Here is a 23,021-nt window from a genome sequence, read left to right as displayed (position 1 = left end):
CAACAAATTCAGTCACAAAACCATAATGTAACACTTTGGCTCATTATGTTGCATTATCGCGGCCCGCAAAACGGGGTAAATCCATACCTTTTTCTCGCATCACAGGGAGTGTGCAGACATGGCGAAAACGAATCATCCTCTAACACCCAGCAAGCTCACGGGGCTGGCAGGTGTGTTGATGCTTATCAGTACCTGCGCCCTGGCCAACCTGACGGTCTACCCGATAAGCAAAGACATTGGTGCCGGACAAACGGCCACCACGCTACAGGTATTTTCCAAATCGCCACAAACCCAATACGTGCGTGTCAACGTCAAGCGGATCCTCAACCCGGCTACGCCTTTGGAAAAAGAAGTAGAGGCCGAAAGCCAGCAAGGGCTGGTCGTTTCGCCGGACAAGTTTGTCCTGCCGGCCGGTGCCACACGCACGGTACGGCTCATAACGTTGGTAACTCCGCTGCGGGAAGAAGCCTGGCGGGTCTATTTCGAACCTGTTGCCTCGTTGGGCGATGAGGATCCCGACAAGTCGCAAAAAGCGCAGGTGAACGTCAACCTGGTTTGGGGTGTGCTGATACGTTTGCTGCCGGCGGTTGCTCAACCGCTGTTGGCACGGAGTGCCGATGGCGCTCAGTTACTGAACCAGGGCAACGTGCGTCTTGGCGTATTAAAAGTGGGTCTCTGTTCGCCGGTCTGTCGCTGGCAACAGATTGACCGCAGTGTCTATCCCGGTGAGGCTCTGATGCTGCCCGCCGGGATGTCAGGTGGCGTTGTACGAGTGGAATATCGCGACAGCGCCGCAACTCCGGTGACGGCGGATTTGCCAGCCGGAGCATCAACCACAAAAACCATGAAATAAGGATATTATATGAAAAAGTCGTATGCATTCGCACCCATCGCATTGGCCGCCTTGTTCTCGCTGTCAGCCATGGCAGTACAGAAAGACATTACCGTCACGGCGGATATCGATCCGACGGTGGAACTGTTGCAGAGCGACGGGACAGCGCTGCCTTCCAGCATCAAAATGACCTATTTACCCGGCGTCGGCCTGCAGAAACAAACGCTCAGCACCAAAATCTTCACCAATGATGCCACCAAACAGGTTGAAATGCGTCTGCTTGCCACCCCAAGCCTGACGTCGATCACCACGCCTACCGCCGCAGCCATTCCACTGACCGTTAGCTATAACGGCAAGGCCCTAACCACCGCAGTGACCAAGGACTCCACATTAGAGCCTGCGGTGCTGTTCCCTAACGGGCGTTTAGATGGCGGTTCCGTTCCCTTTGATCTGGTTATTGCTCAGTCCACACCAGGATTGGTCACGACTTCTGGCTCTTATCAGGGCGTCGTCAGTCTGGTTCTGAATACCTCAACCGTACCTGTTACACCACCAGCACCATAAGAAAATCATACCGACAGGGCGCACCGTGCGTGTGCCCTTTTCCCGGGGAAGGATCCCCCGGTTTGACCAAGGGATATGATCGTCATGAATACTCGTTATCGTCCGCTGTATCTACCCTTGCTTCTGGCCTGTCAGGCCACGGCCGCACCACAGGTGCCGCCAGGATTTGAATCACTGCTGCTGGGGCAAACGGAACAACTGGAGGTGCGCCTGCCGGGCCACTCACTTGGCCTGTTTGCCGTGGAGGTCAAACCAGACACGCTGACGTTTGAAGCGCCAGAGGCGTTATTAGCGGCGTCCGGTCTGCAAACGTTGCCAGAAGCGCAAAAGCAGCAGGCGCTGCAAGCGTTGAGTCAACCGCTACTGCGCCATGGCAATCTGGCCTGTAACGGAAGCCAGACGCCAGGGTGCGGCTATGTCGCCACCGACAGCGCGGCCGCTATCCTGGATGAAAGCCAGGGTGCCGTTCTGTTGTTTCTGAAACCAGACTGGCTAACCACCCTAAAACAAGATCAGCGCTGGCTCAGGCCAACACCGGCAGCGAAAAACGCCTTTATCCATCGACAAACCGCCAACTACAGTGGCGACCGAGACAGTCAGAATCTGGCACTGAACGGAACGGGGGCGCTTGGCCTTGGAGAGCGCCGTTATCTTGGCGGCAACTGGGCTTACACCTGGAACCGGGTGCGGGACGACAATGCCAGCCGTTTCTGGTTCGACAACCTGTACGCACGTCAGGATATGGGCAACCGCTACTATCTGCAGGCCGGGCGTATGGACCAACGCAATCTCTCCAGCCCGCTGGGCGGCAACTTTGCCTTCACCCTGCTGCCGCTGACGCGTTTTGACGGTTTACGGATCGGTACCACCGAAGCCTATGTCAATCACAGCATCAACCGTGATGCCACACCCGTAATGATTCAGGTCAACCGCAATGCCCGAGTAGATATCTACCGCGGCGCCCAGCTGTTGGGCAGCCAGTATTTTGCGCCGGGAATGCATACCCTGAACAGCGACAGTTTTCCGCCCGGCAGCTACCCACTGGAACTGCGGGTATATGAAGACGGCGTGCTGCAACGTAAAGAAAGTCAGCCGTTCAGCAAGGGCGGCGGTACCTTCAGTGACCAATGGCAGTGGTTTTTGCAAGGAGGGAAAGCGTCCGCGGAACGCGCGACATCGCAACAATCCACTGCACAGGGCACCCAAGCTGCCGGGATCCAAATGGCCTTGTGGCGCAACCTGCAACTGACCAGCGGCTTGGCAAAAACACAAAACACCACCTACAACGAGACCCGGCTGGATGCTCAGCACGCCTTTAGCTTCGGCGTGCTGAGCCTGGCCGCCAGCGGCTTGACCGGCAGCAACGGTGCACGCGGCGACAGCCAGCAGGTCAGTTTTGCCGACGGATTTTCCGCCAGTCTGTACCGCTACCGGGTAGGCGGCGCAGGCTGTGACCAAACAGGCAACGCCAATAATGATATCGGCTGCTATACCACGCTCAACGGCTCACTCTCGGTGCCGCTTGCCGGCTGGAGCGCCACCCTGGGCTACAGCGACACCAAAAACAACGGACGTCGTAATTCGCGATCGGCCTCGACGGACAATTTGCCGCCGCCGCCAACGTTGCGCTCGGCCGACCAACGCAACCGCGCCTGGCAATTAGGGCTGGCTCGCGCTTTCAACTGGAGCGGCACCACGATCAACACACGACTAGGAACATTTCGCAACAGCAACGGACAAACCACCGACAACGGCGTCTATCTCGGTTTTACCCTGTCGCGCGTCGACAATGCGGCAAAATCCGGCGGCAGTGACAGCTACAGCAGTGCCGGCATTGACTGGCGCAACGGTAGTGGTCAGTCGCAGACCAGCTACAACCTCAACCATACCCGCATGTGGCAACAGGATACTTACCGTGAACTGGCGCTCAATTTTTCCGGTTACAACGACGACAGCTACAGCGGCAATCTGGGAGGCAGGGCCAACGGACGTTATGGCGACCTGACGGGAACGCTGAGTGACAGCCAGCGTCGCGGCGGCGGTAGCCGCACCGCGTTGACCGGTGGTTACTCCTCGGCCTTTGCCCTGGCCAGCGATGGTCTGTTCTGGGGCGGCAACGGCGGCGGAGAGCCCGCTGCCGGACTGGCGGTGCGGGTCGCACCAGCGGAAGAAAACGGTGCAGCAGCGCAGATCAGCGGGGGGAGTTATCGCCCGCTGACGCTGGGCTTTGGCCAAAGTACCCTGCTGCCGCTGGACGGTTATCAGTTATCGAACGTGACGGTGCAGGATATTGCCGGTACCTCCGACGGCGGGGTAGCCAACGTGACCGGCGGTGCCGGAGAGGGCCGTTATTTTCTGCCCCCAGGCCGCCTGCTGGTACGGGATGTCCGCGCCAATATCACCTGGGTATATATCGGTCAGGCAATCGGGCCGGAAGGCCGGGCGCTGGCCAATGCCCAGGTGCTGAATCAGGCGCTGCCGGCGTTGGGAGCCGACGGCGGTTTCACACTGCAAACCCAGCAAAAAGTCCCGGCGCTGTGGCTGATCAGCGACGGTCAATTACTGCGTTGTCCGCTGCAGGTCAAAACCGTCAGAGACATTTTACAAGTGGTCGGCGAGACGCGCTGCACGGTCTCCGGGCCGGAGGGGCTGCCGCAGTCACTGCGCATGACACCACGGGTAATGAAACTGCTGGCCACCGCCAAACGCTAACCACGGGACGGAAAAACAGAATGAAGGCAATGCTGAACAGAACGGTAAAAAAGATAATTGCGCACGGTCTACTGCCGCTGCTGCTGGCCATGGTCAGCCTGCCTGCACAGGCAGTGAGGGTGCCGCCGGCAGACAACCATCAGGTGATCCATTTGAACTATGACAAGAGCGCACCGCTGGCGGACAGCTATATCTGGAGGCGCGCTTCCGGCGGCTATGATACGGATAACAGCAGTTTATGGGGGCGTAATACCTGGCTATGTCAGTCGCAGAGCAATAGCCTGGAGGGCGCCTGCAGCACCGAAGCTCGATGGGTATACGATTCATGGAAAACGACGGCCATCACCCTGACGTTTACCGAGCAGCGCAGTAACTTGTCAACCCAGTTGCGCCTGACGGCTTATACGGAGGCAACTGGTGCTAGTGACCTATGTGTCACCTATGTACCATTAACGCCTCTGGACGCGGCAGCTTTTAGATACTGTGAAGATGGAACCTCTTATAGCGAAAAAACCATCACCGCTTATCTTCCCCAGACCGAACTGGCCAAACTCCCCGTCGGCGGCATCTGGAAAGCCAGGCTAGTGCTTAACGAGACGCAGTGGGATCCAAAGATCAAACTGGCCACCTTCTCCGCCGATATCACCCTTGACGTCACCGATAAAAATAATGGCGCCATTTATTTACCGGCCTTTGGCAGCGCCACGCCGCGCGTAGACCTCAACTTACGCACCCAGCCGCTCTCCACCGCCCCCGGCGGCGAGGTCTCCGGCCAGGCCAACATCGATATGTGCCTGTACGACGGCTACAACAGCAACAGCCCTTGGTTAAAGGTCGCCCTCTCCGACCTGCAAACGGTCAACGGCCGCCCGACGGACGTGTTCTCACTCCGTCGCGACGGCAGCAGCGGCACTACCGCCGCCGATCGTGTCGACTACCGCATCACCCTCAACTACAACAACCAGCCACAAACAGTAAACAACGGCCAGGACATTACTCTGGCAAGCGTCAATAGCGCGTTGATCCGCCCGGTGGTGCTGCCCGGCATCGCGTTTCCGGTGATCTGCACCCCGACACCTCTGACGCTCAACGTGCTGCCGTTCGCCAAACTGAGTAAGGCCGCAGGCCATTTTAGCGGCACGCTACGCGTCACCCTGAGCGCAGATGCGCTGGCTCCCTGACAGATTCCGCATCAAGTTGTTTTAACTGCGTAATTTATTACCAATTATCGGAAATTTCATATGCGCCTGACGATTAACGACCACATTGGCTATTTTCCTCCCTTCAACTGGCAGGAGATTTACGACACCACCCGTCAAAACAGTCTGCCCAACGTGGTGCTTGGGCAATGTCCGAATGTCGGAAGCACCGTACTGCTGGAGCCTCAACACCATGAGCACGCTGTTAACTGGCTCCCGCTCTTATGGCAGCTGGTAATATTGAAATCTTGCAGGCCCGACCTAAAGCTGGCTCTCAGCGCCCCTTTTTCGGCCCCAAACTGGCACCGGCTGCTGGCCGCACTGGGCATCACCCCCCTGGAGGGCAACGTAACGCCATCGCCCCCCACACCACAGTTGACCCTGACGGAAAGCCAGGTGTTATTGACGTTGCTGGACGGTACCCATACCCAGCAGTTGGCATCCCGCCTAAACCGCGACATACGCACCGTTTCCAGTCATAAAAAACGGGCGATGGATAAGGTGGGGTTGCGGCACAACGGCGAGCTGTATGCGCTGGGTGCCTTGCTTTACGACCGAGAATACACCATGCCTGCCGTCTTCTTGCCCCCGGCGGAACAACGGGTGCTGGCCAGCCTGCTGCATAATGGCTGCGTCACGGCCACCGCACGCTTGTTAGGGAAAAGCGTCAAGACCGTCAGCGGCCAGAAGCTCAACATTATGAGGCGATTCGGCGTACCCCATGAAGTGGCGCTGTTTGCAGTCGCCGTGACGCAGCAAGGCACGACGGGGAACTTTTATCGGGTTCTGCCGTAAGACAACCTTTGCGAAAGGCCAACCCGCAAAGGGAAGCATTAGCCAAACCTTGTCACAGCAAATAGGTTACAGTCCATACGCAAGAAAGCGTTGTCGATTACAGGCCTGCTGCCTACACTGCAATCAGGAAGTGACACTGGTGACAATTTGGAGCCGGAGGCTGTGGCTCCCATAATGAATAAGGAAGACATATGAGTTGGCCGTTCCTTGCCGTATTCTTTTCCGGTTGGCTGTTCGTCGACGCCTCCTACCGTGGGCCACGCTGGCAACGTTGGGTATTTAAACCTGTTACTCTGCTGCTGCTGTTATTGCTGGCCTGGCAAGCGCCGGTATTGGGTGCGGCAGGCTATCTGATCGTTCTCGGCCTGTTGGCGACGCTGCTCGGCGACGCTCTGTTGCTGCTGCCGCGTGAACGGGTGCTGTACGCCATCGGCGCATTTTTCCTGTCGAGCCTGCTGTATACCCTGAGCTTTGCCAGTCAGATGACCTTCAGCCTGTTTTGGCCACTGCCACTGGCGCTGCTGGTGATTGGCGTGCTGTTGCTGGCGACCATCTGGACCCGGCTGGAAGAGATGCGCTGGCCGATTGCCACCCTGGTCGCAATGACGCTGCTAATGGTGTGGCTGGCAGGGGAACAGTATTTCATGCGCAGCACCGATTTCGGTTTCTCACTGCTGGCAGGGACCTCACTGCTGTTGCTGGCCAACGTCATTTGGCTGCTTAATCGCTATCGCTTTAGCTTCCGCGCAGCCGATGCGCTGGTGGCCTTCTGCTATTTCTCCGGCCATTTCCTGATTGTCCGTTCGCTGTACCTGTAGTGACTCAGGGCGGGTTCGGCTGCCGAACCCGCTGCTACTAAGCCAGAGCCTTGAGCGTCAGGCCGCCATCTGCGCCAGGTTGGTTACGATAAACGTCCCCATCCCGCGAAAAAAAAGCCAGCGTGCTGCCGTCCGCCTGCAGTAAAGCAATGCCATCCGGTGCCGGACGCCAGCCGACCACCTCAGCCGTTAACACTTTTTTCAGGCAATTTTGCCGATCAATCAATGGGTAGCCATTGGTTGCACTCTGTTCGCTGGCCAGAAATTCGATCTGGCATTGCTGCTGCGCATCGGCGACTTGCCATTGACCCGCCAGAGACTGCGCGGAAGGAAGAACCAAACTGCTGGCCATAGCTGCCCCCGTTACCATCATATTTCCCGCCATTATGGCGGTACGCGCCAAACTGCCTTTCATATCGGCTCCCGCATAACGCCCGGCCAGACTGCGCCGGGCGTTATCTTCACTGTTACACGATAAAATCAGTGGTGACGTCTACCTGACCCACGATCTTCACCAGGAAGTCCGGCGTCTGATGGCCACCGATATTCAGCGCCAAATCGCTGACATTATTCGAAGCATTGTAAGTCAGTAACGCTTCACCCACAGAGCCACTGAAATGATCGACGAAGTGGATTTGGTCACCGCTCTGTTTGCCCTGATTGAAGAACGACAGATCGATTTTATCAGTGCCTTTCTGGAAATCCTTGATCACGTCGGAAGCGCCCGGCGCGGAATCGCTGACCGCTGAGAAGACAAAGATATCCTTGCCTGCACCGCCCCACAGCTCATCTGCCCCGCCGCCGCCGAACAGCACGTCGTTGCCCGCGCCGCCCTTCAGCACGTTGTTGACCGCATTGCCGACGATCACATCATTGCCCGAACCGCCGATGGCGTTCTCAATGGTCACGCCCGCCGCGATAGACACGTTGCCTTTCAGCCCACCCACGTCGGAGAAGGACGTCTCGTTCAGGTTGATGCGCTGGTTGGCGGTGTAACCGGAGAAGTCGAAAGTGTCATTACCGCCCGCATCCCAGGCAGCAAAGATCACTTTCTGCGAGTTGCTGGTGGTGCTGAGGAAATCGCGGCCGGTATTGGAATTGAAGCCATAGACGCTGTCACCGGTACGGGTCGACAGGTTGGCGCCATACAGATGCTGGATGGCGGCAATGTCATCCAGCAACGGTGCTGCCGCGTAATGCCCACCGTTGTCACCACCGGTGTTGGTTTCACTCCAGTAGCTCATCAGGCTGAACTCGCGGGTGTCCTCGGCATAGGTAACGTCATTGTAGGTTGGGTTGCCTTCCCCGGCGTTGTATTCACCTGGGTGGCTCAGGCCCAGCGCATGGCCAATCTCGTGGGTAAACGTCTGACGGCCATAGTCTTCGCTGGCCGGATGTTTGACGTTGGACTGGTTGACGTTGTACCAGGTCTGGCCGCCCAGATCCTGGCCCTGATAGATGGTATTGGGCAGGAAAGCGTAGGCCTGCGTACCATAGTCATAATGGCCGGGACGATCCTGACTGTAGTTGCCGAAGGTAATATTGGCCTTTTGGCCGGCGGCAACTTCGGTGAAGGTGAGATTGGCCACGTCAGACCAGGATTGCAGCGACAGTTTCGCCTGCTGCTGCTGTTCCGCGCTGAACTTGCTCAGCCCGGTATCGCCGGCGACGTTGGTGGAGGAGAATTTATAATCCGGGAATGAGAAAGTTAATTTAGCCGGCTGGCCAAAAACTTTATAACCGTTCCAGGTTTGGTTCTCACGGGTAATAAACAGCCCAGCTTGTTCGTTAGAAAATGAGTCCTTGCCATTAACCTGGATCCCGTTGCCACGCTCGTGGTAATGCAACAGATCGTCTACAGCATTGTAGCCAGATCCTGTTGCTGCGAGGCTGGATTCAGTAACTTCAATTGCCTTTTTAGTAGATTGCATTGGTTCGATTCCACTCATTATCTGATCGTTATCAATCAGACAGATAGACATAACCTACCGGTCAGCCACGGAGAAGGTTCCGCCGATTAACCGGAAGGGACTTATGCGCCGTTACCGGCAGTGTGTTAGATAGAATTAATGCATATATATCAGCAAATAAGATTACCGCCATAAATGGTAATCGATTCCAATTATAGGCAGGCGCGCAAAACTGAACATAAAATAATCAGCTATATATTTTCATAACGAAGGAGAGTTATGCTGGTTTTTGGCGATACTTACAATCTAAATGAAACCTGACAGTCACAAGTTAGCAACAAACTTCAACAAAAATGCGGCCTGCAGGTGCAAGCGGATCGTGCTGGCTTTTAAGTGACGAAAAGTTAAATTTAGCTAAAGAGTTATAGATTAATAACTCTTTATTATTAGCCGCCGGGACTTTTAAGTTTCTAAGGGAATACCATTTTCTTTTTTCGTCTAACGGCCTTGCGCCACCCACGATAGCGCCCGCCTCACAGTTAGCAATAATTCTCATCCCGCCGCTTGACTCTGGAGTTGACTCCAGGGTGTAGAGTCTGCCCAATGAACTTCATTAACGGCCCGGAGGGGGACGCTATGACTAACCATGAAAAGCATAATCATCAGGAACATCACCATGCGGAAGGCGGCTGCGGTTGCAACCACAGCCACAGCAAAACCCAGCACGGCTGCAGCAGTGAAAAGCAAAGTGCCGACAGCCATAGTGGGCATGCCCACACGCACGATCACGGTGCCGGCGGGTGCAACACTGACGGTCATGAAGATCCGGATGAGGAAAGCGACAGGCTGGCTGCCGCCCCTCTCTCCGGCAGCCGGCGCTACAGCTGGAAAGTCACCGGCATGGACTGCCCAAGCTGTGCCAAAAAAATTGAAAATGCCGTAACCGCGCTCCCAGGCGTCGATAATGCTCGCGTGCTGTTCGCCACCGAAAAACTGGTGGTCGATGCTCAATCCGATATCAGCCTGCGCATTCAGGACGCGGTGAAACAAGCCGGTTTCACCCTGCTCGGCACCCAGACCTCCCAAGCCGACCAGCCAAAAACATCGCGCCTCGGGGAGTTTGGTCCACTGCTGCTGCTCACCACGCTGATGATCGTCAGTTGGGCGCTCAGCATGGTCAACCCTGAACTGAGCCGCATTGCCTTTATCGCCACCACGCTGGTGGGTCTGGCTCCGGTTGCCACCAAGGCGGTACGCCTGATCCGCTCCGGCACGCCGTTTGCCATCGAAACCCTGATGAGCGTCGCGGCCATTGGCGCACTCTTTATCGGCGCCACCGCCGAGGCGGCGATGGTGTTGCTGCTGTTTATGGTCGGCGAGATGCTGGAGTCTTACGCAGCCAACCGCGCACGCCGTGGTGTGAAGGCACTGATGGAGTTGGTGCCGGAAGACGCTCTGCTGCTGCAGGGCACGGAGCGCAAACGCGTGCCGGTTGCCAGCCTGCGCCCCGGCGATGTGATTGAAATTGCGCCCGGTGGCCGCCTGCCGGCCGATGCCGAACTGCTCAACCCGTTCGCCAGCTTCGACGAAAGCGCCCTGACCGGCGAGTCGGTGCCGGTCGAACGTCAACAGGGGCAGAAAGTCGCGGCGGGCAGTTTGTCGGTCGATCAGGCCGCGCAGATGAAGGTCATTTCCGAGCCGGGCAAAAACGCCATCGACCGCATTCTGCAACTGATTGAAGAAGCCGAAGAGCGCCGTGCGCCGATCGAACGTTTCCTCGACCGTTTCAGCCGTTACTACACCCCAGCCATTATGCTGCTGGCCATCGCGGTGATCCTGGTGCCACCGTTGCTGTATGCACAGCCCTGGGATGTCTGGATTTATCGCGGCCTGACTCTGCTGCTGATCGGTTGTCCTTGTGCGCTGGTGATCTCTACCCCGGCGGCGATCACCTCCGGGCTGGCAGCCGCTACCCGACGTGGTGCGTTGATTAAAGGCGGCGCGGCACTGGAACAATTGGGCCAGGTGCAAACCATCGCCTTCGATAAAACCGGCACGCTGACCGAAGGTAAACCGACGGTGACCGATGTGCTGCCGCTCAACGGCATCAGCGAACAGCAGTTGCTGACGCTGGCCGCGGCCGTCGAGGCCGGTTCCCATCACCCACTGGCCCAGGCCATCATCAACCGCGCAGAACAGTATGGCGCGCCTCTGCCACTGGCACAGGGTCGCCGCGCGCTGGCAGGCGTTGGGGTAGAGGGCGTTATCGACGGCAAAACCCTGCTGATCAGTGCGCCGGCCAAGTTGGCCGCAGGCCTGCTCAGTCAGCAGGCTGTCAATCAGGTGGAACAGCTGGAAAACGCCGGTAAAACGGCGGTGGTGGTGCTGGAAGACGGCGTGCCGATTGGCCTGTTGGCACTGCGCGACACGCTGCGTAGCGATGCCAAACAGGCGATTGCCGAGCTGAAAGCATTAGGGATCAACGGAGTGATGCTAACCGGTGACAACCCGCGTGCAGCGGCGGCGATTGCCACTGAGCTGGGGCTGGATTACCGTGCCGGGCTGCTACCGGAAGATAAAGTGCGTGCGGTGACCGAGCTGAGTGAACTGCGCCCAACGGCAATGATCGGCGACGGTATCAATGATGCGCCAGCGATGAAAGCCTCCAGCATCGGTATCGCGATGGGCAGCGGCACCGACGTGGCACTGGAAACCGCCGATGCAGCGCTGACCCATAACCGGCTGGTGGGCGTGGCGGAAATGATCCGCATCTCACGCGCGACGCACGCCAATATTCGGCAGAACATCACCATTGCATTGGGGCTGAAAGGGGTATTTCTGATCACCACCCTGCTGGGGCTGACCGGCCTGTGGCTGGCGGTGCTGGCAGACTCCGGCGCCACCGCGCTGGTCACCGCCAATGCCCTGCGGCTGCTGAAGAAACGTCAATAATACCCTATGAAAACCACATCATGCGCCAGACTACAGGGCGCATGATGTGACGCATTTTATGCACTATTAACTGTAGGGTTTTACTATATTCTCGCGCACTTGCATGACGGGACCGTCAAGGATGCCCCACCCTTAAATGCCAAGAGCCTAAATATGAAAAACTTTAATTATACCTATCTGTTATTTGTTCCAATGACCCTGCTCTCCCCCCTGAGCTTTGCACAGCAGCCTGAAACCGACAGTACGCAACAATTGATTGACCAGGCCCAGCGCCCCCCATTTACCCAAGGGGTGCTACCCGCCGCCAGCCATACAGCAGTAACCGCCGAAAAATCCCAGCCCCAACCAGAGCATCGCCTGCTGCCCATTTGGGGCGATGAAGCGCGAGCTCGCGGCTATGACCTGCCGGAACCCTTTGGCATCGGCGTCAATTACATGAACATGCGGCAGAATATAGAAGTCGATAGCATCAACTTTACCGGCTTGGGTTGGGATACATTCAATCTGCCGTCAAATTTGTTCAAAATCGATGTGGGCAAAACCCGCGAACAGAGCAAAACGGAAACCATGCGTCTGGATACCTGGGTGCTGCCGTTCCTCAATGTTTACGGCATCGTCGGCCATACCAAAGGCAGTTCTTTGTCCCAGGTCTCCGTTGATGCCGATCCCAGCCAACATTCAGAAATGATGGAAAAAATCATCGCCAATGTCGTACACGGCATGAATAAGCAAGGGACACTGCGCGATCTGGATTTCAAACTTGATTTCAAGGGCACCACTTACGGCGCGGGTGCCACAATAGTCGGGGGATATGACAACTGGTTCGCCTCGGTCGATACCAACTACACCCGAACCAGTTTCGATATCCTCGACGGCCAGATTTCCGCGCTGACGGTGTCACCCCGCGTAGGTTACCGTTTCCTGGTGCCCGGTATCCGTGGGCAGAGTCATCTAAACCTCTGGGTCGGCACCATGTATCAGGACGTGCAACAAGAGTTCAAAGGCAGCCTGTCTGATCTAAGAATGCCGGCAGAACTGCAGTCGCTGATGGCCCTGGCCAATCAGAAAGGCGAAGGTCGTTTCGAGGTGAAGCAGCATCTGCAATCCCCATGGAATGTCCTGGTTGGCACGCAATATGAGATCACACGAAACTTCAACGTGTTGACCGAGTTTGGCTTTAGCCAACGCAACAGTTTCATGGTTTCCGGTGAATATCGCTTCTGATGGCGATATTTACCCGCAGTTTACCCCTGGCCTTGTTAGTCCTGTTGCCCGGTGTTGATGCCGCTTTATTGTCACGTCAGCAAGTAGATGAAATGTTGGCCCCTCTGGGGTCTGACAACCGTTTCGACAGCAGCAAAGCCATCGATTGGGGTGTCTTGCCTGGCCCGTTTTATACTCCCGAACTCGGTCTTGGCCTCGGTACCGCTATCGTTGGGATCTATCGGCCGGACAGCCACGACAACGTCAGCCAAAATTCGACGCTGGCGTTAAAAGGCTTTGTCAGCTCGACGGGGGCCTTTGGTGTCGGTTTCCAAAACCACAGTTTTTTCGCTGACGACCAATGGCGTTTCTTCGCCGACGGCTCTCTCAATAATATGCCCACCTACTTTTGGGGCACCGGCTACCAGGCTGGGTATAACGAGGGGAACAAGGAAAAGTACACTCAACAGTCATTCCAGATAGCGCCACAGCTGTTGTACCGCATTGCCAGCGCTACCTACGCAGGAATCGGCTGGGACTTTTCCTCAACTCACGCCAGCGATCCCGATGAGGGTGACAGCAGCCTGCTAAGGGCCCAAAACGCCGGTGTGTCCTCACTGAGTTCAGGAATCAGCGGTTCGCTGAGTTACGACACCCGTGATTTCGTTTCCAATGCCAGTCGGGGCCAGTTTTTTCGCCTGAGCGACACTTATTTTGCACCGGAGTTGGGCGGTGACAGCCGTTTCAATGCCGTTGAAGGCCAATACAATGCCTACCACAGTTTGAGTGCGAAAAGCGTGCTGGCGTTGGATGCCTTCAGCCGCCTGACCACTGGCGAGGTCCCCTGGGACAGGCTGTCTGAGCTGGGGGACGACCAACGAATGCGTGGCTATTATCAAGGCCGCTACCGCGACAGGAATGTGTTCAGTAGCCAGGTCGAATATCGTCGCAAGCTAAACTGGCGGCACGGGTACGTGCTGTGGGCCGGTGCCGGAACGCTAAGCAGCAAGGCCGGCGATCTGGGCCGTGGTCCCTGGTTGCCTACGCTGGGAGCGGGTTACCGTTTTGAATTCAAACCGAAAATGAACGTACGGCTCGATTTTGGCGTCGGGCGTGGAAGCAGCGGATTTTACTTTCAGGTTGGGGAAGCTTTTTAATGCGTTCTGTTGCACTGCTATTTTTTCTGTTATTGCCCCTCTCGCTGCCCGCCAAACCGTTGGAAACGCTGATCACTTCGCAACCCACCGGTGAAAGCCAAATTGTCTGGCCGGTGGCCGCGCCACTGCCACCACCGGGAGGTTTGCGCCCCTGCTGCGCCTTTGGCTATAACCTCAAAGCGCAAGCTTGGGGTATTCCCGTGCCGTTTTATCAATTAGGTAACCTGGTGGATGCCGACCGGCTTGGCACCCATCACTATAACGACAGCGCTTTCAACGCCATCAGCAACTTGCTGGGCATTGGCAGTGAGCAATTGGGCTTGATCTACACCCACCGGGGAGGGTTTATCGATATCGCCCACGTCCGTGATACCGCCGACAATACCCTTTTCCTGTTCAGCCAACTGCTACCCCGATTGGGTCAGCAGTGGCATATCGACCTTAGCCCTGAGCTGGCAACGCGTCGCATACAGCTTAACGCCTTTAGCCCACCTCAGGATGCAGCACAGCGCTATACGCTGGCGGCCTATTTGGCAGGAGAGATCGCCTTTCAAATGGCGGCATGGCATGAGATTGCACAGTGGTATGGCTACCGTTCCGTGCCGGGATTTTCTGAGGAGGTCTCGGCTTTTTCGCCGGAAGATTTGTATTCCAATCTGCTGGGGGCACGGCTGGCGATCGATGCAATTTTGCAAGGACAGGCGACGTCTCTCACTGCCTACAACAGCGCCATGGAGAGGCTGCTCCCTCAGGCTCTGCACCAGCTTGGCGCGGTATCCATCGCGGCGACCCAGCGGCAGTTTGACGGTATTGACGGCGACTGGTGGGACAGCCATCGCCGGGTGCCGGAGAAGTTTTTGGTGTTAAAACGGGATTACGCCACCGGAAGCAATCGCCTGCCTGCGCTGCCCCCGTTCGAAAAGACCGCCCCACAGCGCCTGACGTTACCGCTACAGCTTCAGGAGTTCAGTCTGGCAAGTCTGGGCGAGCTGCAACTCTGGCCGACGGATGACATGCGACATCTTCCGGCACCTGCCCACTATTACCGCCCACAGGACTTCAATGGCCTGGCATTGCATGCTCGCGCAGCAGACGCACAGCAAATATTACAAAACGCCAGGCAAACAGGCGGTGATAAACGTCAAACGCCTTTGCGCAACAAATAGCGGTAAGGCGCGGTGTCGGTTTCCTGCGCCACCAGCGTATGTTCCATAAAGCGGCAGAACCCCGGAATGTCACGGGTGGTAGCCGGATCGTCAGCGATGATCAGCAGAGTTTCACCGTTATCCATATGGCGCACGGTTTTGCGCACCATCATTACCGGTTCAGGACAACGCAGCCCCAGCGCATCAAGCGTCTGGTCGGCCTGGGCAAATAAGTCAGTCATGCAATTTTTCTCGGTCGAAAACGATCGGCGAACGCTCGCCACATCTCATTAGCGCATAGTTTACGCCGGTAGTTTTTCTGTGCAAGATGCGTTAACGTTTGCGTTAAATTTAACCATTGCATTGGTTGCGCAAACGCGTATCATGCGGCCGCGACGCTTATTTCTCGGCGCAGAAAAGACATTCTGGGTTCCCTCACCCCACTGCTAAAAAGGCTACAACATGTATTCGTTTACTGCTCGGCAGCGCCTTACCGCGTTGGTCTGGCTATCGCTGTTCCATATTGTCATCATTACCTCCAGTAACTATCTGGTGCAGTTGCCGATGTCCATTTTCGGCTTTCATACCACCTGGGGCGCTTTTACCTTTCCGTTTATCTTCCTGGCGACCGATCTGACGGTGCGTATTTTCGGCGCTCCGCTGGCGCGACGCATCATTCTTTCGGTGATGGTACCGGCGTTGTTCATCTCTTACGTGATCTCCACCGTCACCTATCAGGGTGAATGGCAGGGCTTTGCCGCCTTGGGTAGCTTTAATCTGTTTGTCGCCCGTATCGCCGTCGCCAGCTTTATGGCTTATGTGCTCGGTCAGATCCTCGACGTCCACGTTTTCAATCGCCTGCGTCAGCGCAGCGCCTGGTGGGTCGCTCCTGCCGCCGCCATGTTCCTCGGTAACATCAGCGATACCCTGTCGTTCTTCTTTATTGCGTTCTACAAGAGCAGCGACGCCTTTATGGCTAACAACTGGGTTGAAATCGCGCTGGTGGATTACAGCTTCAAGGTACTGATCTGCTTGCTGTTCTTCCTGCCGATGTACGGCGTACTGCTGAATATGCTGCTTAAGCGCATTGCCGCCCGCCAGAACGACGGCAGCCTGCAACCCGGCTGACCCATGTTATTATTGGCGGCCAGCCCCCCCCGGAGGCCGCCATCACCATCCGCCATGACAACCTCTGCTTGCATTTCAACCTGGAATAGGTTGCGATACGTGAGAGAACCCCTACCTGAAAGGAAGAAGGAAGCCCAATGCGTAAAGTAGCAAAATTGATGGGTATCAGCCTGTTAGTGCTTGGCCTGGCGGCCTGTGACGGCGAAACCAAAGACACCAAGGCATCGGCAGGCGATGCCGCAGCCAGCGCCCCAGCCGGGCAACAGGTAAGCTTGCTGGATGGCAAGCTGGCGTTCACCCTGCCGGCGGGCATGGCGGACCAAAGCGGCAAGTTGGGTAATCAGGCGAACAACATGCACGTTTACGCCGACAGTACCGGCCAGCGTGCACTGATCGTGATCCTCGGCGATAAAACGGCCGACAGCCTGGAAACCCTGAGCAAGCGTCTGGAAGATACCCAGCGCTCGCGCGACGCCAACCTGCAGGTGATCACCAACAAAGCCATCGACGTTAACGGTGTTCCGCTGCGTCAGTTGGACAGCATCATCACCAGCGGCGGCGAGAAAGCCTACTCCTCTATCCTGATCGGCACGCTGGACAACAACATGCTGACCATTCAGGTGACGCTGCCGGCGGATAACCAGCAGCAGGCGCAGAGCGAGGCCGAAGGCATCATCAAAACGCTGAAACTGAAGCAATAAACTTTTCCGGGGCGCAGTTCACAACTGCTGCGCCCTTAAGCCAATGCCTGCGCCAGCAGAGTGATCGGATGTTCGCAGCGCTTGCTGGTCGACATCTCGATTTGCCATTTGCAGGTTTCGCAGTCAGTGACCACCAAATCCACCCCGCTCTCCTCTATCTGGCGGAACAGCGACGCACCAATGCCCTGCGATGTCTCATAGTTCTCCGATTTAAAACCATAGGTTCCGGCAATACCGCAGCACTGCGAGTCCAGCACCACCAGTTCCAGCCCCGGTATCTGCCGCAACAGCTCCAGCGTATAGGCGGTCCAGCCCATTTTTTCCATATGGCATGGCGTATGATAGGCCACCCGCAGCGGCGTGTGCTTCAGCGGCAGTTGGCGCCCTTGATTGATCAGGCGGTACAGATAGCGCGTCGCCAGCTCCACCCGTTCACGCACCGCCGAGGTGTCCACGTCCAGCAGGTGCGGGTATTCATCACGCAGGGTAAAAGTACAGCTCGATGAGGTTGCCACGACCGGGATACCCCGCTCCAACACCGTCTCGTGCAGCGATTCGGCGTTCACTTTGGCCTGTTTCCTGGCCTGGGCGATAAAACCGTTGGCGATCAGCGGTACGCCGCAGCATTTCTCCCGCTTGAGCAACTGCACGCCGATGTCCATCGCATTGAACACCTTGATCAGATCCTTGCCCAGTTGCGGATGGTTGTAATTAACGAAGCAGCCGTGGAAGAACGCCACCTGCTCGGCATAACGCCGTTGGGTCTGAGCCTGCTGACGGTACCAGCGGCGGAAGGTACCAAACGAGTATTTTGGCAATTCGCGCCGATGATCAATCTTCAGCGCCTTGTCGAGCAGGGCACGCACCGGTTTAAGCCCGGTAGCGGCATTAACGATTGGTGCAAACGGCGTCGACAGCGAGCCCATGAGATCGGTATGGCTGAGGATAGCGTCACGCAGCGTGGGCTTGCTCTGGGCAAAGTCGGCACGGGCGCGCTGAATGATGTCGCCGATTTTGACGTCGGACGGGCAGGCCACCTCACAGCGTTTGCAGTTGGTGCAATACTTCAGCGCCTCATCATACAGCGCCGGATCCTTCAGTCGCAGGCGCTCACCGTCCGGCCCCGCCTGTTTTGGCCCCGGATAGAGCGGATTCACCTTGGCCACCGGACAATAGGTGGTACAGACGGTGCATTTGATGCAATTCTCAAAACTGTTGTCTTTATGCAGGCTCATGGACGCTCCTCCTGTGCCGCAATCTGTTGCGCGACGTACAGCGCCCCAATCAGCGAAACACCCGCACCGCAGCCCTGCTGCAGGGGATCATAGCCGCCGGTCACTGCGCCGATGGCATACAGGTTGCTCAATGGCTCCCCCTGCCTTAAGGCACGCAGTCGGTTATCGGTACGTACCCCAAATTGCAAATAGGGTTGCGGAGCAAACAGATTGTGATCGCTCCAGTCTGCGCGATCCGCACGGCTGTCGACATCCAGCCCAAACACCGGTTCGCGTATGCCGTCGAAGCCCGCCACCAGCCCGTTGCTGAAGAAGCTGCCGCTGGCCAGCACCACCTGCTGCGCCAGCAATGGAATATCGGTATGGTTGCGGGTATAGAGGCCAGTGACTCGCCCGGCTTCGATATCTGCCCGCAGTACGCTGTCACCCGGCATAAAAACGCCGCCCAGTTGCTGCAGACGCGAACGCAGCGCCTGATGCAGGCGCATACCCAGAACCGAAGGCGGCAACGTCGGTAACAGCAGAATCGGTTTACCCACCGCCGCCTGCAACGCGGCCAGTGCGCTATCATCTTCCAGCCCCAGACAGGCAGGCAGGAAAATCGCCTCGGCATCACCGGCCAACCGGCGCATTTCTTCTGCCATCGGCGTCAGGTTTTCCGGCAGATCCAGTACTCTGGCGATATTCACCGCCCGGAACTCACTGGGGTTGTTACGCAGCCGATCCAGCGCCGGCAAGTGCATATAAGCCACTTCCGCCTTGATGCCCAGCGTCTGTATCAGGGAACTGGCGGCCAGCTGTGGCTGAAAATCCAAAAACCCTTCAATGCCGATCACCGCGATATTTTGCCACGCTAGTTCGCCGGCCAACGGCGTGACCGGAATCGCCTGAGGACTGAGCCAGGTGGCCCGGCGCGTACCCAGCGGAGTCACCCGCAGATGATTACGCTCATTGCTGCCTTGCAGGCTCAAGCCGCAGCGTTGCAACAGCAGAGCCGCATCATCTGACAGTGCGGCCACCCGTTCAGCGCCGATCAGCGCATAAGGATGCCGTGGCGCTTGCAGCTCAAGTGCCGGTAGCGCCATCAACGGTGATTCCACCAGGGTGCCGTCGGGCAGCTGCGCCAGCAGATCAAGCGATCCGGATGAAAAATAGAGTGCACTCTGGCCTGAACTGACCACGGCGCAGCGCTTACCTTGCTCTGCCAATCGAATGGCACAACTCATGCCTGCCAGGCCACCGCCAATCACCACTACGTCAAATCGCATCATCGGCCTCCTGTTCCCCCCGGGCATCGAGCCCGCACAATCCCTGATAAACCCAACTGGTAAACTCACTTTCACGTAGCGCATCGCCCCAGGCGATCGGTCTTACCCCTTTCCAACGCTCGTTAAGGAAATGCGATAGCTGATCGATAGACTGCTGCGGGGTAGTGACGTTAAAACGCGTCAGCAGCCCGGCGGCACGGCAGGCGCAAAGCTCCCCCTGGCAGGTGCCCATGCCGACGCGGGTGCGGCGGCGTAGATCGACCAGGTTATTAACGGTGAGGGAATTTACCGCATAGCGCACTTCACCGGCGGTGACCGCTTCGCATTCGCACACCAGGCTGTTATCCAGCCGATCGCCGGCCGGTACCTGACTGGCCCTGTCGCCGTGGCGATAAACCGCCGAACCGCGAATGCTGGCAGGCAGGGAAACCACGCTGCGCACCGTTTCCTCCGCCGACTGCCGTGAGCCGGGCAAGGCTTCCTGCGCGGTAGTACAGGGGCTGTCGATTCCGAGCTTTTCGCACACTTTATCGGTCGCCCACTGCGCCATCAGCCGGTAGGTCATCAGCTTGCCGCCGGTAATGGTGATAAAGCCTTCCAGGCCGTCGCGGCTGGCGTGATCGAGCAGCACGATGCCGCGGCTGACGTTGCGGCCGCTGGGGTCGTCGTCACTGGCTACCAATGGGCGCACACCGGCATAGGCGCGCAGAATACGCGTCTGCGCCAGCTCCGGCGCCAGCAGCGCCCCCTCGCGGATCAGAATGTCCACTTCCTGCGGCGTCACCAGCATGTTGTCGATCTGGTCATAATCAATATGGGTGGAAGTGGTGCCAATCACCGAGATGGTGTCGCCCGGCACCAAAATGTCGGCGTCCGCCGGTTTGCGGCAGCGGTTGATCACCATGTTGTTGATGCGGTGGCCGAGGATCAGCAAAGCGCCCTTGGCCGGGAACATGCGAATGCGCAGATCGGCATATTCCGCTATCTGCTGGCCCCAGATGCCCGCGGCATTGACCACCACTTCGGCATGAATATCGTAGCGCTGTGCAGATTGATGGTCGAAAACGCGCACCCCGGTAACGCGATCGCCAGCGCGAAGCAAACCGACTACCTGATGATAGGTGAGGATCTGCGCACCGTGCTCACGGGCGTCGAGCATATTGGCGGCGGTGAGACGGAAGGGATCGACAGTGCCGTCCGGCACCCGCACCGCACCGATCAGAGCCGGGTTGGCCGCCGGCTCCAGACGCAGCGCCAGCTGTGGGTCGATCGCTTCGGCGTTGATACCGGCGCTGTGGCAGGAGGCAATAAACTGTTGTTGATAGGCCAGCGAATCCTGCGGCAGCGTAATAAACAGCCCATCGGTACGTTCGATGCAGTGGTGCGCAATACGCTTGAGGATTTGGTTTTCTTCTATGCATTCGCGCGCCGACTCACCGTCGGTCACCGCATAGCGTGCTCCACTGTGCAGCAGCCCGTGGTTACGGCCAGTGGCACCGGTGGCAATATCGTGACGCTCCAGCAGTATGCAACGCAGGCCACGACGCGCGCAGTCACGAGCAATGCCCGCACCGGTCGCGCCGCCGCCAATAATGATCACATCCGTTTCGTTATCCGGTGAATGGCTGCTCATGAGGCTCTCTCAGGATCCGTGATTATTAGCCTATTGAGCCACAGTCATTGGGGTCTTTGTTTGATAAGGAACAATAACGAACTCGAAACGAAAACCAAATGTCCACAAAAAACCATGAATGTGATCATAATCACGATTTTTAGGCGTTTTTCTATTTCATAACGTTAACGAATCGCTCAAAATCCGCCGGTGTTTCATAAAAGTGTAACAATTGCGCCATCCATCACAGCGACACCAGGCTGTTTTGACTAGGATGACGCTCGTTATGGAACAAAAAAACACCACATTCGATATCCGCTCAATCATCAAATGAACGTAAAAGGTCATATTGATGTGATAACTAGATAAAGCCATCGGAGGCGCTCATGTTGAGTATTTTTAAGCCGGCAGCACACATTTCCCGTGTGCCGGTCGACAAAGTCGACCCGCTGTACCGTAAATTGCGCTGGCAGATTTTTATGGGGATTTTCTTCGGTTATGCCGCCTACTATCTGGTGCGCAAGAACTTCACCCTGGCCATGCCTTACCTGATCGACCAGGGCTTCAGCCGCGGTGACCTCGGTTTCGCGCTGTCCGGTATTTCCATCGCCTACGGTTTTTCCAAATTCATCATGGGGTCGGTTTCTGACCGCTCCAACCCGCGCGTGTTCCTGCCCGCCGGCCTGATCCTGGCTGCCGCGGTGATGCTGTTCATGGGCTTCGTGCCATGGGCGACTTCGAGCATCGCGGTCATGTTCGTGCTGCTGTTCCTGTGCGGTTGGTTCCAGGGAATGGGCTGGCCGCCATGTGGCCGTACCATGGTGCACTGGTGGTCGCAGAAAGAGCGCGGCAGCATCGTTTCGGTCTGGAACTGTGCCCATAACGTGGGTGGCGGTCTGCCGCCACTGCTGTTCCTGCTGGGCATGGCCTGGTTCAACGACTGGCATGCAGCGCTGTATATGCCGGCCTTCGGTGCCATCCTGGTGGCCCTGATCGCCTTTGCCCTGATGCGTGACACTCCGCAATCCTGTGGCCTGCCGCCGATCGAAGAATACAAAAACGATTATCCGGACGACTACAGCGAGAAAGCGGAAGAAGAGCTGACCGCCAAGCAAATCTTCATGCAGTACATCCTGCCGAACAAGCTGCTGTGGTACATCGCCGTGGCCAACGTGTTCGTTTACCTGCTGCGTTACGGCATCCTGGACTGGTCACCGACCTACCTGAAAGAAGTGAAGCACTTCACGCTGGATAAGTCTTCCTGGGCCTATTTCCTGTACGAGTATGCCGGTATTCCGGGCACCCTGCTGTGCGGCTGGATGTCGGACAAGGTGTTCAAGGGCAACCGTGGCGCCACCGGCGTGTTCTTCATGACCCTGGTCACCATCGCCACCGTAGTTTACTGGCTCAACCCGGTCGGTAACCCTGGCATCGATATGGCCTGCATGATCACCATCGGCTTCCTGATTTACGGGCCGGTGATGCTGATCGGTCTGCACGCACTGGAACTGGCGCCGAAGAAAGCGGCCGGTACTGCGGCGGGCTTCACCGGTCTGTTCGGTTATCTGGGCGGCTCTGTCGCAGCCAGCGCCATCGTCGGCTACACCGTTGACTACTTCGGTTGGGACGGCGGCTTTATGGTGATGATCGGCGGTAGCGTCGGTGCAGTAGTTCTGCTGTTACTGACCATGCTGAGCGAGAAAAAACACCACGCGGAAATCGCTGCCAACAAACGCGGTTAAGCGTCATACCACTTTCGCATTATTTAAAGGCCGCACCGCGGCCTTTTT

At 57.2% G+C, this 23,021-nt stretch carries 20 protein-coding genes; 13 read left to right on the top strand and 7 right to left on the bottom strand.

From position 1 onward, the window contains the following. Positions 1-178 precede the first annotated feature (178 nt). The 6 genes from M2406_RS22845 (at position 179) to M2406_RS22820 (ending at position 6,920) form a co-directional block, all read left to right on the top strand. Complete coding sequence (locus M2406_RS22845; protein ID WP_041418431.1) at positions 179-853, top strand: fimbrial protein TcfA; 675 nt, start codon at positions 179-181, stop codon at positions 851-853. 9 nt (positions 854-862) lie between these two features. Next, complete coding sequence (locus tag M2406_RS22840) at positions 863-1,396, top strand: CS1 type fimbrial major subunit (protein ID WP_012004687.1); 534 nt, start codon at positions 863-865, stop codon at positions 1,394-1,396. 84 nt (positions 1,397-1,480) lie between these two features. Then, positions 1,481-4,108, top strand: coding sequence for a fimbrial outer membrane usher protein TcfC (tcfC, locus tag M2406_RS22835; RefSeq protein ID WP_259191459.1), 2,628 nt, complete (start codon positions 1,481-1,483; stop codon positions 4,106-4,108). A gap of 20 nt (positions 4,109-4,128) precedes the next feature. After that, positions 4,129-5,289, top strand: coding sequence for a CfaE/CblD family pilus tip adhesin (locus M2406_RS22830; RefSeq protein WP_259191458.1), 1,161 nt, complete (start codon positions 4,129-4,131; stop codon positions 5,287-5,289). A gap of 60 nt (positions 5,290-5,349) precedes the next feature. Beyond that, complete coding sequence (locus tag M2406_RS22825) at positions 5,350-6,102, top strand: LuxR C-terminal-related transcriptional regulator (RefSeq protein WP_259191457.1); 753 nt, start codon at positions 5,350-5,352, stop codon at positions 6,100-6,102. A gap of 191 nt (positions 6,103-6,293) precedes the next feature. Further along, positions 6,294-6,920, top strand: coding sequence for a lysoplasmalogenase (locus tag M2406_RS22820; RefSeq protein WP_012004683.1), 627 nt, complete (start codon positions 6,294-6,296; stop codon positions 6,918-6,920). Positions 6,921-6,957: 37 nt separating this feature from the next. On the opposite strand, the gene M2406_RS22815 is transcribed toward M2406_RS22820, so the two are convergent. The 3 genes from M2406_RS22815 to M2406_RS22805 form a co-directional block, all read right to left on the bottom strand. Further along, entirely contained in the window at positions 6,958-7,335 is a 378-nt protein-coding gene (locus tag M2406_RS22815; RefSeq protein WP_017891291.1) for an AprI/Inh family metalloprotease inhibitor, read from the bottom strand. Positions 7,336-7,387: 52 nt separating this feature from the next. Continuing rightward, complete coding sequence (locus M2406_RS22810) at positions 7,388-8,851, bottom strand: serralysin family metalloprotease (RefSeq protein WP_041418430.1); 1,464 nt, start codon at positions 8,849-8,851, stop codon at positions 7,388-7,390. 310 nt (positions 8,852-9,161) lie between these two features. Next, positions 9,162-9,386: a hypothetical protein gene (locus M2406_RS22805; RefSeq protein WP_129939550.1), complete on the bottom strand. Its 225-nt coding sequence runs from the start codon at positions 9,384-9,386 to the stop codon at positions 9,162-9,164. An 80-nt stretch (positions 9,387-9,466) separates the two neighbouring features. On the opposite strand from M2406_RS22805, the gene M2406_RS22800 reads away from it, so the two are divergent. From M2406_RS22800 to M2406_RS22785, 4 genes are all read left to right on the top strand, one after another. Next, entirely contained in the window at positions 9,467-11,782 is a 2,316-nt protein-coding gene (locus M2406_RS22800) for a zinc/cadmium/mercury/lead-transporting ATPase (protein WP_259191455.1), read from the top strand. A gap of 153 nt (positions 11,783-11,935) precedes the next feature. Then, positions 11,936-13,006: a hypothetical protein gene (locus tag M2406_RS22795; protein WP_017891287.1), complete on the top strand. Its 1,071-nt coding sequence runs from the start codon at positions 11,936-11,938 to the stop codon at positions 13,004-13,006. Continuing rightward, positions 13,006-14,142 (top strand): BamA/TamA family outer membrane protein, encoded by a 1,137-nt coding sequence (locus M2406_RS22790; RefSeq protein WP_259191454.1) that lies wholly within the window; start codon positions 13,006-13,008, stop codon positions 14,140-14,142. The genes M2406_RS22795 and M2406_RS22790 overlap by 1 nt, the downstream gene beginning before the upstream one ends. Beyond that, positions 14,142-15,308: a DUF4056 domain-containing protein gene (locus M2406_RS22785; RefSeq protein WP_259191452.1), complete on the top strand. Its 1,167-nt coding sequence runs from the start codon at positions 14,142-14,144 to the stop codon at positions 15,306-15,308. The genes M2406_RS22790 and M2406_RS22785 overlap by 1 nt, the downstream gene beginning before the upstream one ends. Here M2406_RS22785 and tusA read toward each other — a convergent pair. Beyond that, positions 15,284-15,529, bottom strand: a complete 246-nt coding sequence (gene tusA / locus M2406_RS22780) for a sulfurtransferase TusA (RefSeq protein ID WP_012004676.1) — start codon at positions 15,527-15,529, stop codon at positions 15,284-15,286. The genes M2406_RS22785 and tusA overlap by 25 nt on opposite strands. 220 nt (positions 15,530-15,749) lie before the next feature. On the opposite strand from tusA, the gene M2406_RS22775 reads away from it, so the two are divergent. Next, on the top strand, positions 15,750-16,415 hold the full coding sequence (locus M2406_RS22775) for a 7-cyano-7-deazaguanine/7-aminomethyl-7-deazaguanine transporter (protein ID WP_012004675.1): 666 nt from the start codon (positions 15,750-15,752) through the stop codon (positions 16,413-16,415). Between the two features lie 137 nt (positions 16,416-16,552). Then, the gene (locus M2406_RS22770) at positions 16,553-17,116 is read left to right on the top strand and encodes a DcrB family lipoprotein (RefSeq protein WP_012004674.1); all 564 of its coding nucleotides are present in this window, start codon (positions 16,553-16,555) and stop codon (positions 17,114-17,116) included. A gap of 35 nt (positions 17,117-17,151) precedes the next feature. On the opposite strand, the gene glpC is transcribed toward M2406_RS22770, so the two are convergent. Genes glpC through glpA form a run of 3 tightly spaced genes read right to left on the bottom strand, consistent with a single transcriptional unit; the run spans position 17,152 to position 21,252 of the window. After that, on the bottom strand, positions 17,152-18,351 hold the full coding sequence (gene glpC / locus M2406_RS22765) for an anaerobic glycerol-3-phosphate dehydrogenase subunit GlpC (RefSeq protein WP_259191450.1): 1,200 nt from the start codon (positions 18,349-18,351) through the stop codon (positions 17,152-17,154). Beyond that, the gene (gene glpB, locus M2406_RS22760) at positions 18,348-19,619 is read right to left on the bottom strand and encodes a glycerol-3-phosphate dehydrogenase subunit GlpB (RefSeq protein WP_259191468.1); all 1,272 of its coding nucleotides are present in this window, start codon (positions 19,617-19,619) and stop codon (positions 18,348-18,350) included. Before glpB ends, glpC begins: the two co-directional genes overlap by 4 nt. Beyond that, complete coding sequence (gene glpA, locus M2406_RS22755) at positions 19,609-21,252, bottom strand: anaerobic glycerol-3-phosphate dehydrogenase subunit A (protein WP_012004671.1); 1,644 nt, start codon at positions 21,250-21,252, stop codon at positions 19,609-19,611. The genes glpB and glpA overlap by 11 nt, the downstream gene beginning before the upstream one ends. A gap of 365 nt (positions 21,253-21,617) precedes the next feature. Between glpA and glpT the strand changes: the two genes are divergently transcribed. Further along, complete coding sequence (gene glpT / locus M2406_RS22750) at positions 21,618-22,973, top strand: glycerol-3-phosphate transporter (RefSeq protein ID WP_012004670.1); 1,356 nt, start codon at positions 21,618-21,620, stop codon at positions 22,971-22,973. Positions 22,974-23,021 lie beyond the last annotated feature (48 nt).

Source organism: Serratia sp. BIGb0163, from assembly GCF_024809935.1.
Lineage (GTDB): Bacteria > Pseudomonadota > Gammaproteobacteria > Enterobacterales > Enterobacteriaceae > Serratia > Serratia quinivorans.
The sequence above is the reverse complement of the archived record's forward strand: the minus strand, read 5'-3'. Positions and strand labels throughout refer to the sequence as shown.